At 45.7% G+C, this 16,845-nt stretch carries 14 protein-coding genes; 6 read left to right on the top strand and 8 right to left on the bottom strand.

What is annotated here, in order from left to right:
* Window positions 1-224 precede the first annotated feature (224 nt).
* The 3 genes from B5F91_RS07375 to B5F91_RS15385 all read right to left on the bottom strand — a co-directional run bounded on the left by B5F91_RS07375 (window position 225) and on the right by B5F91_RS15385 (window position 2,567).
* Complete coding sequence (locus tag B5F91_RS07375) at window positions 225-1,313, bottom strand: type II toxin-antitoxin system HipA family toxin (RefSeq protein WP_087428446.1); 1,089 nt, start codon at window positions 1,311-1,313, stop codon at window positions 225-227.
* A complete protein-coding gene (locus B5F91_RS07380) occupies window positions 1,306-1,623 on the bottom strand; it encodes a helix-turn-helix transcriptional regulator (protein ID WP_087428447.1) in 318 nt (105 codons plus the stop codon). The genes B5F91_RS07375 and B5F91_RS07380 overlap by 8 nt, the downstream gene beginning before the upstream one ends.
* A 158-nt stretch (window positions 1,624-1,781) precedes the next feature.
* Window positions 1,782-2,567, bottom strand: coding sequence for a HAMP domain-containing sensor histidine kinase (locus tag B5F91_RS15385; RefSeq protein WP_239416341.1), 786 nt, complete (start codon window positions 2,565-2,567; stop codon window positions 1,782-1,784).
* 706 nt (window positions 2,568-3,273) lie between these two features.
* On the opposite strand from B5F91_RS15385, the gene B5F91_RS07390 reads away from it, so the two are divergent.
* The 3 genes from B5F91_RS07390 to B5F91_RS07400 are packed head-to-tail and all read left to right on the top strand — an operon-like array spanning window position 3,274 to window position 5,142.
* Complete coding sequence (locus B5F91_RS07390; RefSeq protein WP_087428449.1) at window positions 3,274-3,534, top strand: hypothetical protein; 261 nt, start codon at window positions 3,274-3,276, stop codon at window positions 3,532-3,534.
* Between the two features lie 10 nt (window positions 3,535-3,544).
* Complete coding sequence (locus B5F91_RS07395; RefSeq protein WP_144025085.1) at window positions 3,545-4,486, top strand: hypothetical protein; 942 nt, start codon at window positions 3,545-3,547, stop codon at window positions 4,484-4,486.
* Entirely contained in the window at window positions 4,477-5,142 is a 666-nt protein-coding gene (locus B5F91_RS07400; RefSeq protein ID WP_239416352.1) for an ABC transporter ATP-binding protein, read from the top strand. The genes B5F91_RS07395 and B5F91_RS07400 overlap by 10 nt, the downstream gene beginning before the upstream one ends.
* 447 nt (window positions 5,143-5,589) lie before the next feature.
* Here B5F91_RS07400 and B5F91_RS07405 read toward each other — a convergent pair whose 3' ends face one another.
* A complete protein-coding gene (locus B5F91_RS07405) occupies window positions 5,590-7,347 on the bottom strand; it encodes an ATP-binding protein (protein WP_087428451.1) in 1,758 nt (585 codons plus the stop codon).
* Between the two features lie 227 nt (window positions 7,348-7,574).
* Between B5F91_RS07405 and B5F91_RS07410 the strand changes: the two genes are divergently transcribed.
* The gene (locus B5F91_RS07410) at window positions 7,575-10,388 is read left to right on the top strand and encodes a M16 family metallopeptidase (protein WP_087428452.1); all 2,814 of its coding nucleotides are present in this window, start codon (window positions 7,575-7,577) and stop codon (window positions 10,386-10,388) included.
* A gap of 140 nt (window positions 10,389-10,528) precedes the next feature.
* On the opposite strand, the gene B5F91_RS07415 is transcribed toward B5F91_RS07410, so the two are convergent.
* Window positions 10,529-11,854, bottom strand: a complete 1,326-nt coding sequence (locus tag B5F91_RS07415) for a HAMP domain-containing sensor histidine kinase (protein WP_087428453.1) — start codon at window positions 11,852-11,854, stop codon at window positions 10,529-10,531.
* A gap of 172 nt (window positions 11,855-12,026) precedes the next feature.
* Between B5F91_RS07415 and B5F91_RS07420 the strand changes: the two genes are divergently transcribed.
* Entirely contained in the window at window positions 12,027-12,341 is a 315-nt protein-coding gene (locus B5F91_RS07420) for a DUF3836 domain-containing protein (protein WP_158099900.1), read from the top strand.
* 185 nt (window positions 12,342-12,526) lie between these two features.
* Here B5F91_RS07420 and B5F91_RS07425 read toward each other — a convergent pair whose 3' ends face one another.
* Together B5F91_RS07425 and B5F91_RS07430 are read right to left on the bottom strand one after the other, a co-directional pair.
* Window positions 12,527-13,225: a response regulator transcription factor gene (locus tag B5F91_RS07425; protein ID WP_087428455.1), complete on the bottom strand. Its 699-nt coding sequence runs from the start codon at window positions 13,223-13,225 to the stop codon at window positions 12,527-12,529.
* 125 nt (window positions 13,226-13,350) lie between these two features.
* The gene (locus B5F91_RS07430; RefSeq protein WP_087428456.1) at window positions 13,351-14,532 is read right to left on the bottom strand and encodes a C1 family peptidase; all 1,182 of its coding nucleotides are present in this window, start codon (window positions 14,530-14,532) and stop codon (window positions 13,351-13,353) included.
* A gap of 331 nt (window positions 14,533-14,863) precedes the next feature.
* Here B5F91_RS07430 and B5F91_RS07435 point away from each other — a divergent pair, with 331 nt between their 5' ends.
* Window positions 14,864-16,069, top strand: coding sequence for an esterase (locus B5F91_RS07435; protein ID WP_087428457.1), 1,206 nt, complete (start codon window positions 14,864-14,866; stop codon window positions 16,067-16,069).
* A gap of 107 nt (window positions 16,070-16,176) precedes the next feature.
* Here B5F91_RS07435 and B5F91_RS07440 read toward each other — a convergent pair whose 3' ends face one another.
* Window positions 16,177-16,755 carry a LuxR C-terminal-related transcriptional regulator gene (locus tag B5F91_RS07440; protein ID WP_087428458.1) on the bottom strand — a complete coding sequence of 193 codons (579 nt, stop codon included), beginning with the start codon at window positions 16,753-16,755 and terminating at the stop codon, window positions 16,177-16,179.
* Window positions 16,756-16,845 lie beyond the last annotated feature (90 nt).

Here is a 16,845-nt window from a genome sequence, read left to right on the forward strand (position 1 = left end):
AAGGTTGTTTTTTGATAGTGTGTATGCCGCTCTCATGTGGGGATATCCGTGGTTGAAACGGGTGTTTGGAAAGTAATTCTTTCATCTATTTCGCCTAACAATAATTTTAATAATTGCCCTCAAAAAGTAATGTATACTGCATTCGCCAAGCAAGATAACTGCTATGACGGTTTTATATATCTTAGATGGCGGATGCAGTATATATTACTTTATAGGGAGAAAGTTTATTTATAATTCTGAACTTTTGTCTGCAGTTCATCATAGATGTTTTTACATTCTTGCTCTTTCAATCCCGCTTTTGCCGCTACGGCAAAAAGGTCTTCCTCTGTGGGTTCTATCTTGTCATTAATTGAAGTCGTGCGAAAACCGTTAATGCCGTCGCTGGGCAGTAGGTCGTATGCTGGGGCGAAATGCCAGTCACCGTCACGGTAAATGAAAGCAAAGTTCTTGGCATGGTCGTCTTTGTTGTCTATCAGATAATTGAACACCATCAAGCGGTAAACTTTCCACATCTCGGCTACATTATAACTTAACATGGCGCAAATCTGGAAAATGTGCGTATAGTCTATGCTGGGCAAGCGATAATCGGCACCGATAAGACCGGCTACACTGACTACGTGCAATTTGCCGTTTGATGTTCGGTCGAATCGTTCTACTCCGAAATACTTGTCCTCAAAGAGCCGTGTATCCGGCATTTCGATTCCACACTCTTTGGCAAGAAGCGAGTAACGGTATTCGTCTATACCGATATGTTGCGGATCTCTTTTTGCGCGAAACTTTACCAGCCATTCCTTGTCATTGTACCGGACAAAAATTTTAGGTCGTGCTCCTCCAGGCGAACCGCCCCGGTATTGAAATTCCTCGATGCCTTCACCCGTATAATCATCGCTGTCCAATATCTGTTCAGCTTCTAAAGCAAGCTTCTCGAAATCGGCATAATCCTGCCGTGTCACTACACTATAGTCCGGACGGAATTCCAATGCGCCACGTCCTGTTGAACCAACCAGTGCAAGGCGGTCTAATAAAGTTAATGCCGGAAGGCTGACACCTTTTTGTTGCAAATAGCGGTCTAATATGAGCAAGCCCCATCCATCGGGCAAGCAATCGTCGAAAACGCCGAATCCTCCTTCAAACGGGCGTGGCTTGGCTATAAAGACACCGCTTTGCAATGGCAATTCAAACGGAGAGATGGAAAAGCCTGTGCGAAGCCATTCAGGCGAATACTCGAAGGCACACAATCGTTCTTTAGTCAGAGCTAAACGCCCGACAGGCTGATTGTCGTATATTACTTTTATTTGCTTGATATTATTCATTCTTCTTTCCTCGTTTGCGGGTAACGTTTTGTTCATTTAATACATCGTCCAGCGATTGGTATTGCTTTTGCGCGAAGAGAGCGTCGAAGTCGGATAGTGCATTCAAGGCAAATCCTATCTGAAGCAATCCCTCTAGGGATATTTCTCCTGTTTGCTCAAACCTGCGGTACGTAGCAAACTTTATTCCGGCTCTTGCGGCGATTCCTTCTTGGGTTAAATTCAGCTCCAACCTTCGTGCTTTTACTTTTGCCGCAATTTGTTTGGCAATCTCGTTGGGCGTAGAGATGTTAAGTGCTATTATATTATTCATAAGGCTTGTGTTTTGCGGATAATGAATAAAATATTATTCTTTACAAAGATACTAATTAGATTTGAAAGCGAAGTATCTTTGACGTTTTTTTTGGTTCTCCGTGTGCTTTGCTTTCTCTAAAATAATGCTCTGCGCTTTTGCGTCTCTGCGTTTATAGTTTATTTCACTGGGAAGTACAAGGTGAACTCGGTGAAATCGCCTTCGATGCTGGTGACGAACACTTTTCCTTCGTGGGCATTCATCACTTGCTGCACGAAGTTCAGCCCTAAGCCGAAGCCTGAGGCTTTCTTCCGGTCTTTCTTTCGTCCGGCTGCGGCACGCTCGTATTTGTTGAAGATGGTGCGCTGGTCGGCTTCCGAGATGCCTAAGCCGTTGTCGTGTATCTTGACGAGGGTGTATCTCTCGTTCAGTTCCGAAGCGATGCGGATGTCTACGCCGCTTTCTTTGGAATACTTGATGGCATTGTCGATGAGGTTGCTCAGTACTTCTTCTAAGTATTCCTTGTCGGCATAGACCGACGGGGCTTGCAGGCTGAGGGTGAAGCGGACGGGCTTTTGCGCCTTGGCGGTAAACTTTGCGGTGAGTTTCTCTATCACCGGTGCCAAGGGCACGTCTTCGCGGAACATTTCTAACTTATGGCTTTCTAATTTCGAGAGGGTCAGCACTTTGTTGGTGAGGGTGAGCAGGTGGTCCACTTCGCTTTCGGCTATGGAGAAGTAGCGTTCTTTCAGGTCGGGTTTGCCGTCCAGCCTTCCGCTATGCAGGAAGCTGAGCGTGGTGAAGATGGTGCTGAGCGGTGTCTTCATGTCGTGTATCATGGCGTAGGTGAAGTCTTCTCGTATCTGGAAAATCTTGTTCATCTGCGCGATGATGCGGATTTGGTAGATGATGCAGGCGATGACAAAAGACAGGATAATCAGTGTGGAAAAAATCAAGAACCCCATACGCTCAAAAAAAACTTTATGTGGATTTGTTAAAATAAGCTGTATGCCTAAAGATTTGTTTATTCTGATTGGTATAATTGAGGTCTTGAGACTACCTATCGTGGGTATTGTTTTTTGTTGACTTTTCTGAAATATTTCGTTTTCGTTATAGGGATTGACAACACAAACTACATATTGGCTTTTGAGATTTCTTTTGCATAAATGTAAATTAACTAATGAATCAATTTCATTTAAAGAATACCGAATACCTAATTTAGTAATTCCTTCATAGATATAGGTGTTTATAGGTAAAGAATCATTTGGGGCTCCTCCTCCGATTATAGTGCCTTCTGGAACTTTTTTAGATATTAAATTAGCTTCTTCATATAACGCTGCATCCAAAATGGAGGTACATTCTTTTTGGATGTCATTTTTAATTAGAGTATATACATTATACAGCCATACCGTCTGCAAAGCCAATGCCCCGATAAGCCCTAAGAAGGTCAATGCGCTTAATCCGATGAACCGCCGGCTCTTTTTATCGGCGAAAAACTCTGTTATCTTTTTCTTGTCCATAGTCTGTAATGTTTCTTGCGGGCAAAGATACGATTATCTTCGGAAGCGGGAAACAAAATTTCTCGTTAACCTAAAGATAACATAGCGATAACATAACGTGTGAGGACGGATGCTTATCTTTGCGTCAGTAAAACTTAAAGAAAAAAGAAATATGAAATCGAAGAATTTGAATCGTGTGCAAATGTTTATCCTTTTTGGAGTGGTGTATTTGTTTGTCAAGTGCGGTTATCGTCCGATGAAACAATGGTTGATAGACGGTTATGTAGATTGGAATGCTTATTCTTTCGGATATACGTTCGGGTCGGCTTTTTGCACGCTTGCGGTTTTAGGTGTTGCGTATGCCGCTATCATGTGGGGATATCCATGGTTGAAACGGATGTTGGGTAAAGCATCTGAGGATGTAAAAGGATGATTTCATTAGTGTGGAGCTAATGTTTGGATATTACGTCAGGTTGCGCTTGCGGAGCGGAGGCAGGTTGTTGAAGGAACTGGGTATCGTGAGGAGCATGTTGTTGGTGGGATTACTTGCTTTTGCCGTGGCAATATTGTGCAAGGTGGAGGCAAGCTGGATTCTTCCGTTAGTCTGCTTGCTGGTGATAGGCGGTTATCATCAGACGAGGAAAGACAGGGATTTCTTGCGTCGCTTTACCGATGATGTGTCGCTTTTTTTTCTCTGTGAATACCTTTTGTTGAGCTTGCCTTTTGTTGTAATAGCAGGGATAAGGGGCGACTGGGTGATTGCTTTGTGCATACCGTTGGTGATTGGTTGGATTCCTTTTCTGCGTCCAGTCCGTTTCCGGACAATTCCCGTAAGGCTCGGTTTCCTGTATGTCGGAAATATGGAATACATCCGGATGTTCCGTCGTATGGGCTGGTTATACCTTATTACAATAGGTGTATCGGCATTGGGATGTCTGCACGGCAATGTAAGGGTGGCAAAAGCTGGTATGGTGCTTTGGGGCATTATCCAGTCGGGTGCTTACAGTTACGTGCCTGATGCGCATTTGTTGCAAAAGTTCAAGAGTTACCGTATCCTGCAAAGGGAATTATGGAAAGCGAATGTGTGGAACGCATCGGTTTTTTCCTTGCCTTTCGGGGTGATGTGTTTTGCCGTCGGATTCCGGACAGAAGATGTTCTGTTTTTCTTTTCTTGCCTGATGGCGGGTGTCTTCTATCTGCAAGTCATGGCGTTGTTCCGTTGGGTTTGTCCGGTGTCTGCCGGAATTGTGGTGATACAGCTTGCCGTATGTATTCCCTTGTTTGTATGGACTTGTTTTGTTTGGGTGGGCTGTTTGGCGGAACTGATGATTGTAGGAATACTTTCGTATGTGATATGGATAAAATGGAAAGTTCTATGGAAATGATACGTATGGAACATGTGTCGAAATCGTTCGGGAGTTTGAAAGTGCTCGATGATGTTTCGCTGGTTTGCGACTTTGGAAAGGTGTACGGATTGGTAGGCGATAACGGGGCGGGAAAAACCACATTGTTCCGTTGCCTGACTGGGATGACTTCGTACGAAGGCATGATTCGGAAAGGTGATTGGGTGACGGTGGGCTATCTGCCTGCCGACAATTTCTTCTATCCGCTGGTGACGGGATACGAATACATCGCATTTTGTTTGCGGGCATACGGGAAAAAGGTCAATCGGAAACTAATTGATTGCCTGAATGAGAGAATGTTCCGTCTGCCCCTCGACCGCTATGCTTCCGAATATTCTACGGGGATGCAGAAGAAGCTGGCCCTTATGGCGGTTTATATGCAAGACCCTGACCTCTATATCTTGGACGAACCCTTCAACGGCGTTGACCTGAAAGGGTGCATCCAGATGAAACACTTGATAGATTACCTGAAAGGGAAATGGAAAACCGTCATCCTGTCTTCGCATCGGTTGGATGTCTTGCATGAGGTGTGCGACAGCATTCATTACCTGCGTGAAGGCAAACTGGTGAAAGGGCTCACTTGCGGGTCGGTAGAGGAAATCGAGCGGTTTATCCTGAACGAGGAAGAAGGAGCGTGAGTGCTTTTCACCACAGATTGCACGGACTGGAAAAGAACAGAAACAGTTTTGAATGAATCGGAGAAGGACGTTGCGTACATTTATAATTAATTCCTCAATACCTTCACTACATTTCAGTTTCCGCTTAGGTTGTATATCGATGCAAACGATACCTTTTTATGGTTTCCGTCCCAAGAACATACGGTTTTGGGACGGAAACCATATGTTTTTGCATCGGAAACCGTACGGTTTTGAGACGGAGAACGTAAAAGTAAGGCTGCTTCAAACAGGTTATCTCCCATTCAATCCTGCATTAATTCATTCTCGGCCGAACAAATTTATTGTATTTAGAACAAGATGAGAAAATAAAAGTTGAACCAGTGAATAATATATCTTCATTTGGTGCATCGTTAGAATTCATTATGGAATCCATTAAAAAGCCAGTTCATACTGTAGTGGTACTGTTTGTTATAGGACGATACTTCCTGTTTCTTCGCAAATCTTCATCTCTGCTCCTTGGAACACAATTTTCAGCAGATGTAGCTGGGTATGGGTGCAGAGCCGTCTCACTATTTTGTCCCCACTGTATTTTCTCAGTTGTTCGTTGGCTTCCCTGCTCTTCTCTTCTATTTCCGCATCGGTAGCGGAAGGCTTCACGTATTTCAGTTCCATGATGTAGCTGTGGGCAATTTCAGGGAAACGAGCTTTGTCGGGTAGCAGAAAGAAATCGCTGTATCCGTAGTTCAGTTCGGTTTCTGGCTCTACCAAATAGAGGCTGTTCAGTGCCAGGAATGCTTTAAAGAATCCCTGCAGGTTGTGTTCTCCCAAGATGCTGTCTCTTACGGATGAGTTCTCCCGGTATGCAGTAGCGATACGGTTTAGTAGTGGATTCCATTCTCCGTCAAAAGACATCAGGTCCATTTCATCCTGTAAGGCAATGATGTCCATATGCGCATTACGGTTGAAATAGTCTCGCATAAAACTCCAGTATTGTTCACGGATGCAGTTGTTGGGTATGGTCATTTCGATACGTCTTCCCACACTTCTTTTCATGGTGAGCAGTCCGTAATAATAGAGGAGGCTTCTGAAATTCTCATCTTCTGTTATGTATTCGGCAGGGAACGAAGTCTTCAGTGTCATCAGTATCGAACCTTTGGCAGCTATCTCTTCGATGACACTCATACGGTTTTCCCGCTGGTTTCCCCGGTCAATGTCTGCAAGCATTTTCAGCTTTTTGTAGTCGGTACGGATATTCTTGTCTACCATTTCTTTAGGAGCACGTGCGTACTGAACCTGATGTCTCAGGTAGTAATAAACCATATCACAATTGTACAATCGGTCATCATTCAGGCATTCTTCGGCGAAACAATAGTTATTATACCATGGATTCATTTCCGTCATCATGGTTTCGATGTCAGCATCGGCACGTAGTTTGCCGTTTTCCTGATAATAACGGAACATCTTCCTTACGTCTGTTTCCGAGAATCCGAGCATGTGGTTGAATTCCGGTGCTTGCGAGATGTTCCAGTCGATGTTGTATCCGCTTGACAAGTCGTCTAATGTAACCGGTGATACACCGATAAGAAATACGCGGGTGAACATGGCTTTGAATAATTTGAAGTATGCACGATAGAAACCACTCGCATGGGGCAGGCGCCGAAACAGTTCTTTGCCACCATTGCTTAGGATAACATTGGTGAAATTATCATATTCGTCAATTATCAGGTAAAGTGGATATCCTTTTTTGTGTGCATGTAGATTGATGTAGTTCAGTTTGGAACGGGCACTGCTTTCTTTTTTGACTTCTTGCTCAAATCCGTTGTCGTAGAAACTGGCATAGATTTCGGCAAAAACGTCCAGTACTTGTCCACAATATTTGTTGAAGTTTTCTTCCAATTCCTGTTCATTGAATCCTGTTCCCACAATGGAAAAATCAAAATAGATAATCTGAAAAGCATTCTTCAGCGGTGTGGGATGTTCCTTTATCCACAATCCGTCAAACAGCATATCGAACCGGTCTGCTTTGGCAATGTCGTAATACGCCTGCATCATGCTGACGAATACGCTCTTGCCGAATCTTCTGGGACGGATTAGGAAAAGGTAGTTGCCCATATCCTCCAGCAGGGGAAGATACATCGTCTTGTCTACGTAATAGGAATTTTCTTGCCTTAGCTGTTCAAAATTTGCCACTCCGTAAGGGATGCCTTTCACTTTTTCCTTTTCCATACCAGAATTGTTTTATGGGTTTATCATACGACAAAGATACATTTTTTTCACCACAGATTGCGCAAAAGATTGTTTTTTGTTTGATGTCAGCCAGGGGTGTGGTTTTCTATCGTGAATCCCCGTTAACCTAAAGATAACATTTCGATAACATAGCGTGCGGAGGCAAAAGCTTACTTTTGCATCGTTAAAAGGAAAATAATCTGATAAAAAGTAATAAGAAAAAGTTTATGAAAAGATTTACGAAATTTATTTGTTTGGCCTTGGCGGGATGCAGCATGCTTCCCTTGGGCTTACGGGCACAGCAGATGCCTCCTGTACCAGTGGACAAGAACGTCCGTATAGGAAAACTGGACAACGGACTGACCTACTACATCCGTCACAACGACTATCCGGAAAACCAGGTGGACTTCTATATCGCCCAAAAGGTAGGGTCCATTCAGGAAGAAGAAAACCAGCGCGGATTGGCTCACTTCTTAGAGCACATGTGTTTCAACGGCACCAAGCATTTCCCCGGCAACACGTTGATTCCCTGGCTGGAATCGGTAGGCGTGAAGTTCGGCATGAACCTCAATGCCTATACAGCTGTCGACGAGACCGTGTACCGCATCTGCGGAGTGCCTTCGGAACGCATCGGTGTGCAAGACTCCTGCCTGCTGATTTTGAGCGACTGGGCAAACGGTCTGTTGCTCGAAGACAAAGCCATTGATGAGGAACGTGCCGTGATTCATGAAGAATGGCGCAGCCAGATGCCTCCCATGCAGCGTATCTTTGAAAAGACATCACCGGTTATTTTCCCGGATAGCCGGTATGGCAGCCGTTCTCCTATCGGACTGATGTCTGTTGTCGACCATTTCCCTTATCAGGCTTTGCGCGATTATTACGAGAAATGGTATCGCCCCGACTTGCAGGGAGTCGTGGTGGTAGGTGATGTGGATGTAGACCGCATCGAAGCGAAAATCAAGGAGCTGTTTGCGCCTATTGAGCTTCCTGCCCAGCCTGCCGAACGTGTTTATTATCCGGTAGATGATTTTACCGAACCGGTGATAGCCATCGGACAGGACAAGGAGCAGGGCAACTCGCTGGTGAAGTTCTACTTCAAGTATGATGTATTGCCCGATTCGCTCCGCAACACGATGCTGGCGCTTACCACCGAATACATGCTGGACATGGCGGACATGATGATGATGTATCGCCTGCACGACATCTCCACCCGGCCGGATGCTCCGTATGCTTTGGCGCAGGGACAGCATGGCGACATGGAGTTGTGTAAGACCAAGAAGGCGATGGCATATATTGCCGTACCGAAAGGGAGCGACACCGAACCGGCTATGGATGCGGTCTATCGGGAAGTGTTGCGTGCCAAACGCGGAGGCTTTACCGCTACCGAATATGCCCGTTGCCGTTCTGAATACCTGTCGCAACTGGAGCAGGCATACAATAACCGCAATCATCAGGAGAACCGGAAGCTGGCAGAATCTTATGTCCGTAACTTCCTCGACAAGACACCGATTCCGGGTATCGAGAACGAATATCAGCTGATGAATATGCTTGCCAATCAGATTCCGGTTGAGGCGGTCAATCAGATGTATGCCCAGTTGCTTAACGAACGGAACATGGCTGTTCTGATTGCGCTTCCCGAAAAAGAAGGTGTCGTTTGTCCGGATGCCGCAGCCCTGAAGGCTTCATTGGCACAGATAGATGCCGAAGAGATTGCTCCGTATGTGGATAATGTAAAGAATGAGCCGCTGATAAGCCAGCTTCCGGCAGCCGGAAAGGTTGTATCGGAAAAAGCGCTTCCCCAGTTCGGCGCCAAGGAATGGATGCTATCAAACGGAGTGAAGGTGATTGTGAAGAAGACTGACTTCAAAAACGATGAAATCGTATTCCGTGCTACGGCTAAGGGTGGTACGTCGGTTTATGGCGACGAACTGGTTAACGATTTGCTATTCATGCCTGTCGTGGCTGCCCAGCATGGTTTAGGCGAGTTCACCTTTGCCGATTTGGCAAAGCAAATGGCAGGAAAGCAAGCGATTGTCAATATCGAACTGGACCATTACGTGCGCAATGTCAGCGGCAATGCCACTCCTAAAGACCTGAAGACTCTTATGGAACTGATTTACCTGAACTTTACGCAGTTGAATGTCACCGCCGATGAGTTTACGGCATTGCAGAACCTGTTGAAAGGTGTGCTTCAGAACCAGGAATCCAATCCCCAACTGATTTTCCAGCAGAAATTGAATCAGTTTATGTATCAGTCGCCGCGTATGCAGATATTGGATGCAGCGGATGTCGACGGGGCAAACCGTGAACATATTCTGAAGATGATCCGCGAACAACTTGCCAATGCTTCCCAGTTTACTTTCGTGTTCAGTGGAAACTTTGATGAAGCAGAGTTGAAAAGCTTGGCGGAACAATATCTGGCTTCGTTGCCGTCCGACCCGGCACAGAAAGCAGAAATCAAGCGTATCAGCGGAATTGGGGTGACTGCAGGCGAAAAGACCGGAGAGGTAAAACTGAAAATGGAAGTACCGCAGGCGTATGGCGGCATCTTCGTAAGCGGAACCGTTCCTTATAACTTCAAGAACCGGATATTGGCATCGATGTGTGCCCAGCTGATGAGTGCCCGCCTGCTCAGCGAGGTAAGAGAAAAAGAAGGGGCTACTTATTCTATTGCTACCAGTGGTGTGCTGGAACGTACGTCGGATGTGCCTTTGGTGTATCAGACTGTGTTCCCGATGAAACCGGAGAAGAAAGACCGTGCGCTGGAGATTATCCGCAACGAATTTGCGAAACTGGCGCAACAGGTAGACGAAGCCGAACTTGCCAAGGTAAAAGAGTTTATGGTAAAACACTTTGCCGAAATGGAGCGCACCAACAGTTATTGGTGTGGCGAGATAGCCGGCAACGAGCTGCTGCCTTCCGAATTGCCTGCCGATACCAAAGCGGTAATTGAAGCGATTGGCGCAACGGATATCTGTAGCTTCATGAAAGAATTGGAAGCCCAGCAGAACTACCGTGTATTTGTGGTGATGCCGATGTGATTTTAGTTAACTAGTTGACCAGGTACTAGGTGACTAGGTTTTAAAAAACAATACTTTATCAAGTATATAGTCTTGCTGATGTTTACTAATGTATTTAATATCTAGTCACCTAGTCACCTAGTACCTAGTCACCTGAATAATTACCTTGGAAATAATAATGCAAATTCGGTGAACTCTCCTTCGATGCTGGTGACGAATACCTTTCCTTCGTGGGCATGCATCACTTGTTGTACGAAGTTCAACCCTAAGCCGAAGCCGGAAGGCCTGTTCTTGTTCTTCTTTCGTCCGGCTGCGGCACGTTCGTATTTGTTGAAGATAGTGCGCTGGTCGGCTTCCGAAATACCCAAGCCGTTATCATGTACCTTGACGACGGTGTATTTCTCGTTCAGTTCCGAACGGATGCGGATGTCTACCCCTTCGGGTTTCGAATACTTGATAGCATTGTCTATCAGGTTGCTCAATATTTCTTCCAAATATTCCTTGTCGGCATATACCGCCGGAGTCTTCAGTTCGGCGGTGAAGCGGACGGGCTTTTGCGCCTTGGCAGTAAACTTCACGGTCAGGTTCTCTACCATCGGCTCCAGCGGTATGTCTTCACGGTTCATTTCCAGCTTGTGGCTTTCCAGCTTCGACAGGGTGAGTACCTTGTTGGTAAGGGTCAGCAGGTGGTCCACCTCGTTCTCGGCTATGGTGTAATATTTCTCTTTTGTCTTGGGCTTGTTGTCCAGCCTTCCGCTATGCAGGAAGTAGAGTGCGGTGAAAATGGAGCTGAGAGGGGTCTTCATGTCGTGTATCATGGCATAGGTAAAGTCTTCGCGTATTTGGAAAATCTTGTTCATACGCGCGATGATGCGGATTTGGTAGATGATGCAGGAGATGATAAAAGATAAGATAATCAATGTAGAAACCAGCAATATGTTCATACGGTTCAATATGGAAGCCAAAGGGTTATAAAGGACTAACTGGATACCTTGTGACAAGTCTGTTTTTATTGGAATAATGGCTGAATATATCGTGATGAATGCTTTGGGGAAGATTTTGATAGAAGTTTCTGTATCTTTCGTATTGACTATCTTGATTGAATATTTGCAGTCAATATCTTTTTGTGCCAATAAGCGTCCTGCAATAGAATCTATTCTATGTAAAGAAAGCTGATAACCTAATTGAGAGATTCCTTCGTATAAATATGTAGCTTGAGGAATAGTATCTGTATTTGCACCGCCAATAATTCTTGTTCCTTCAGGAAGCTGTTTGGCTATGATGCTTGTTTCTTTATTTAAAGATACTTCTAAAATTTTGTTACATTCAGTAAATACATTGTTTTTGATGAGGGAATAGGTATTATATAGCCATACCGCCTGCAAAGCCAATGCCCCGATAAGTCCTAAGAAAGTCAATGCGCTTAATCCTGCGAATCGCCGGTTCTTTTTATCGGCGAAAAACTCTTTTATCTTTTTCTTGTCCATAGTTCTGTAATGTTTCTTGCGGGCAAAGATACGATTATCTTCGGAAGCGGGAAACAAAATCCTTCGTTAACCTAAAGATAACATAACGATAACCTAAAGGGAGGGATGGAAGGCTTACCTTTGTCACATCAAAATAAAACAAATGTATCACATAAAAAAAATAGAAAGCAGTATGAAAACAATGAATTTGAAAAAAGCAGCGAGTGTAATGGTATTGGCAAGTGTAGCAACGGTGATGAGCGCACAGACTCCGGAGAAGTTGTTCAACGACGAGTTGGCGGGCAAGCGCGTGACGGTGCGCGAGGTATGCGCCAAGACTGATATGGGTTACGTGAAATCGGTGCGTAGCGAAATGACCTATTCGGATAAGGGCGAACTGCAGAGCAAGGACATTTACCGCTGGAACGAATCGAGCCAAAGCTGGAAGCTCTCCCGCGGCTACGATTACGCACCCGAAGGCATTCGCTTTACCAACTACGAACGGTGATGTTTTTTTCACCACAGATTACACAGATTAAAAAGTAAGATGATGAAGAAACGCAGATTTTCGCAGATTCACGCAGATTTAATTTATAATTAAAAAGTTAATCTGCGAAAATCTGCGTGAATCTGCGTTTTAAACAAACACATTAAATAATTCATTTAATCTGTGTAATCTGTGGTGAAAACAAATCAGCTGGCGACTAACATCAGCCCGATGCCCCGCACGGTTTTTATTTCGATGTCCGCATCGGAGTCGAAGTGTTTGCGGAGCTTGTTGATGAATACGTCTAAGCTGCGCGAGGCGAAGAAATCGTCTTCGGTGTCCCAAAAGCGGCTTAGGATGGCTTCGCGGCGCACCACTTCGTTCTTGTTTTCGGCAAGCAATTGCAGTATCTGCGCTTCCCGTTGGGTCAGCACTTGCGTCTTTCCGCTTGTGTCGTCGCGCAAGGTAGCATGGGCAGCATCGAGGGTGTAATGCCCTATTTTAAGATGTCCGGTTTCCGTGCGGCTTTTCTCTCCGTTCTTCATTTTGAGGATAGCATGGATGTGGGCGTCCAGTTCGTCGGGCACGTAGGGCTTCTTGACATAATTGTTTACGCCGAACTCGTATCCTTTCCGCACGTCTTTGGGCGAAGTCAGTGCCGAAGCAAACAGGATAGGCGTGTCTCCATCGGTTTCGCGGATGCGTTTCACCATTTCGAAGCCGTCCATTTCGGGCATGTCGATATCGCTGATGATGATGTCGGGGCGGCACCGTTCCCATGCCGCTAATCCTTCTTTGCCGTTGGAAGCGGTGCTTACTTCGTATCCGCCTATCAGGTCTTGCAGCCCGCTCTGCACGATGTAGCACAGGTTGGGGTCGTCTTCCACTAATAAAAGTTTTATCATAAGCAGTCGTGTTTTGATTGAACACAGAGACGCAAAGGCACAGAGTTTTTCAATTTGCTAATAAATAATGTGTTCGTCGTGACGGAAAAAAATATTCTCCGTGCCTCTGTGTCTCTGTGTTCAATTTATATCCCTAATTTCTCCTTCAGCGTTTTCGGAAGCGCATCCTTGTGCACTAAAATGTAGATGGTTTTGGCACGGACGTAGCTTTCCGACATGTTCAGGTAGCCTCCGAAGTCATTGCTATCGGCAGCCCACGAGTTTTTGGTGATGTAATATTTCGTGCCGTTTTGGTCGGTGGCTATGCCGGTGATGTGCATCAGGTGGTCATCGGTAGTCTTTCCCGATTCATATCCTTGCTGGCGGATTTCGGGAGTCACCTTCACTTCGGGATAGGGATGCTCGAAGCGGAATACTTCGGCAAGGCGTTCGGTGTCGTTCAGTTGTCCCCAATGGGCACGGTCGCTATCCTTATAGAGGTCATCGCTTTTCACATCGGGGTTGATTGCCACCCCATTCAGATACGCAAAGCCTTTTTCGCTTACATCGCCGTCCCAGCACAAGGTATATCCGCTTTTCAAGGCTCCGTCCATTACGCTGATCAGTTCGTCGAGCGGAAGGTTGTACATCTGGCTATGCTCCCAGTTGTCGGGGATTTCTACTTCGAACGGCTTGTAATACGGCTTGTGCGTGAAGCTGGTCAGGGGAATGTAGTCATCTGTATCGATACCGAGGCTTTCGGCAAAGCTCTTGGGCGTGTATTCCTTGCCTTTATAGGTGAAGGTTTCGGGCACCTTGCCCATGTAGATATCGAAGAGGCTGTTGGCAAGCTCTTGGTATTGCTTGCTGTTCTTTTTCTGCTTTACGGCTTCGGCGGAGATGGCTTCCACGTATCCGGCAAGCTCCGAATGATTGTGTACGGGCGAGTCGTAATTGATGCCGGTATAGGCTTCTTCGGGAACGATGCCCACTTGGTTGAATGCCGTTATCCAGCTGGCGGTGATGCTTCCTTGGGTTACGTTTCCCTTGCCGTGGCGCAAGAGGTTGTCCGCCATTTGGTTCAGGTATTTCTGGCGTACGATGAACATTTCCGAGAGGTCGTATTCGCCTTTTCCTTGGCGCAATAGTTCCGATTCGATGAATGAAGTGGTGGCAAAGCACCAGCACGTTCCGCTCACCGCCTGGTCTTTCACCGGTGTGGCTTTTTGTTGTACTACGGTGGTGAATTGGTATCCGTTTTCAGATTGGGCTGTTCCGCTCAGCGGAATGAAGAAAAGGGCAGCCAGTGTAAAATAGTTCAATTTCATAAACTTCTGTTTTTTGTATTTCTTGCCTCAAAAGTACGAAAAAGGTTTATACAAGGCAAATATGCATACGTTTTTTAATTGTCGGATACAGTCATTTTATTTCATAACCAAACAGATTCCGAACAGATTTGAAACGGCTCCGAACATGCTTCCTTTTTCTTGTCTTCTGGTTTATTTTTGCATTGTCAATCAAAGTCAAGCGTTCTATGACATATTGTAACACCGGTTCTGCCTTCATTTTACCAAATCTGTGTAATCTGCGGTGGAAGAATGAATCACTTTATCTAGATTTGTGTTACCTTTGTAGGCAAATAACTAAACAAATAGAACTATGAAACAGAGATTATTGATGTTTGTAATGGGATGTCTGATGACGCTTTCTGCTTGGTCGCAAGAGACTGTAGCGGTGAATACGGGGAACATTGTTTCTCCCGAACTGAATGAAACAGAACGGACGGTTACTTTTCGTATGTTTGCTCCAAAGGCAGAGGAAGTGACGGTAGAGGCGGATTTCTTCGGACGGACGAAGATGCAGACTCCGTTGGGAACGGTGGAAGTGCCTGAACGCAAGGCGATGACGCGCGATACTACGGGCGTGTGGAGCTTGACCGTGGAGATGCCCAATCCCGAACTGCATACGTATTGCTTTTACGTGGACGGGATGCGGATGGTGGATCCAAACAATGTGTATATGATTCGTGATATCGCGACCTATACGAACTATTTCTTGGTAGACGGCGAATTGTCGGCAAATTATTTCGTGCGTGAAGTGCCTCACGGAACGGTGTCGAAGGTGTGGTATCCCAGTCCGAATCTCGGAATGGAACGCCGTCGGATGACGGTCTATACTCCTGCGGGTTATGAAGACGGTACGGAGCGTTATCCTGTATTGTATTTGCTTCACGGAGCGGGAGGTGACGAGAACGCATGGAGCGAATTAGGGCGTGCGGTACAGATATTGGACAACCTGATTGCGCAAGGCAAGGCGAAACCGATGATTGTGGTGATGCCAAACGGTAATGGGGCGCAAGAAGCGGCTCCGGGCGAATATCCTAACAGCATGTATAAGCCTTCGTTTATGAATCCGAAGACGATGGAAGGTTCGTTTGAAGTGGCGTTCTCCGATATTATGGAGTATGTGAAGTCGCATTATCGCACCATAGACGATAAGGCACACCGTGCCATAGCGGGCTTATCGATGGGAGGTTTCCATTCGTTGTATATTTCGGCAAACAATCCGGGTTGGTTCGATTACGTGGGCTTGTTCTCTGCAGCTATTAACCGCGAGGCAAAGGGCGAAAATAGTTTCATTTACGCCGATTTGGAGACAAAGCTCGCCAGCCAGTTTTCCGAATCTCCGAAGTTGTATTTCATCGGTATCGGTACAGCCGATTTTCTGTATCAAGACAATGTAAATTATCGGAAGCTCTTAGACCAATACGGCTATCAGTATGAGTATATGGAGACCGACGGCGGTCATATCTGGAGCAACTGGCGCAAGTACTTGAATCATTTCTTGCCGGAACTGTTTAAGTGAGTTTTTTGTTGAAACGCAGATTAGCGCAGATTTACGCAGATTAAAAATAATAATAAAAGTAATCCGCGAAAATCTGCGCTAATCTGCGTTTTAAGATAACAACAAAGCTATACGCTGTCGGGATTGACATATCCGTGCATGACAGCGTAGATAGCGAGGGCAGACACCGACTTGATGCCCAACTTCTCGGTGATGTTCTTACGGTGCGAGATGACTGTAGTCAGGCTGATGTTTAGCCGTTCGGCTATCTCCTTATTAATATATCCTTTGGTTACCAATACCAATACTTCGATTTCGCGGGGCGAGAGGTCGTGCTCTGTGTTGGATACAGCGGGATGTGCGTTCGGTCTGTGTCCGTAACGGCGCAGGCTGACAATGGTTTTCACCAACCGGTCTTGGGGCAAGGTGCAATCCAGTGTAGGCACACCGTTCAGTTGAGGCTGTTCGCCGGAGGAAAGCACGATAGTTTTCGGCTTTCGTTCTAAGAAAAAAGCCGTATGTGCGAAATAGATTTGCGCCGACACGAAGTAATGGGCATACATATCGGGCGTGTCGTCCGTCAGTTGTCCGAAAGAAGCGAACGTGCGGATGACCGCATCAGGAATCAGTTCTTCGATAATCGTTCGCAGTCCGAGCGCAGCCAGCGTATTCTGTTCGATGATGGCAATTTCTGGTGTGTGTGGCATAATTATTATTTTATTGAAACGCGGATTTTCGCAGATTTACGCAGATTAAATTAATAATTGAATTATAATCTGCGAAAATCCGCGTTAATC

The sequence above is a fragment of the Bacteroides sp. An322 genome (assembly GCF_002161765.1).
Taxonomy (GTDB): Bacteria; Bacteroidota; Bacteroidia; order Bacteroidales; family Bacteroidaceae; genus Phocaeicola; species Phocaeicola merdavium.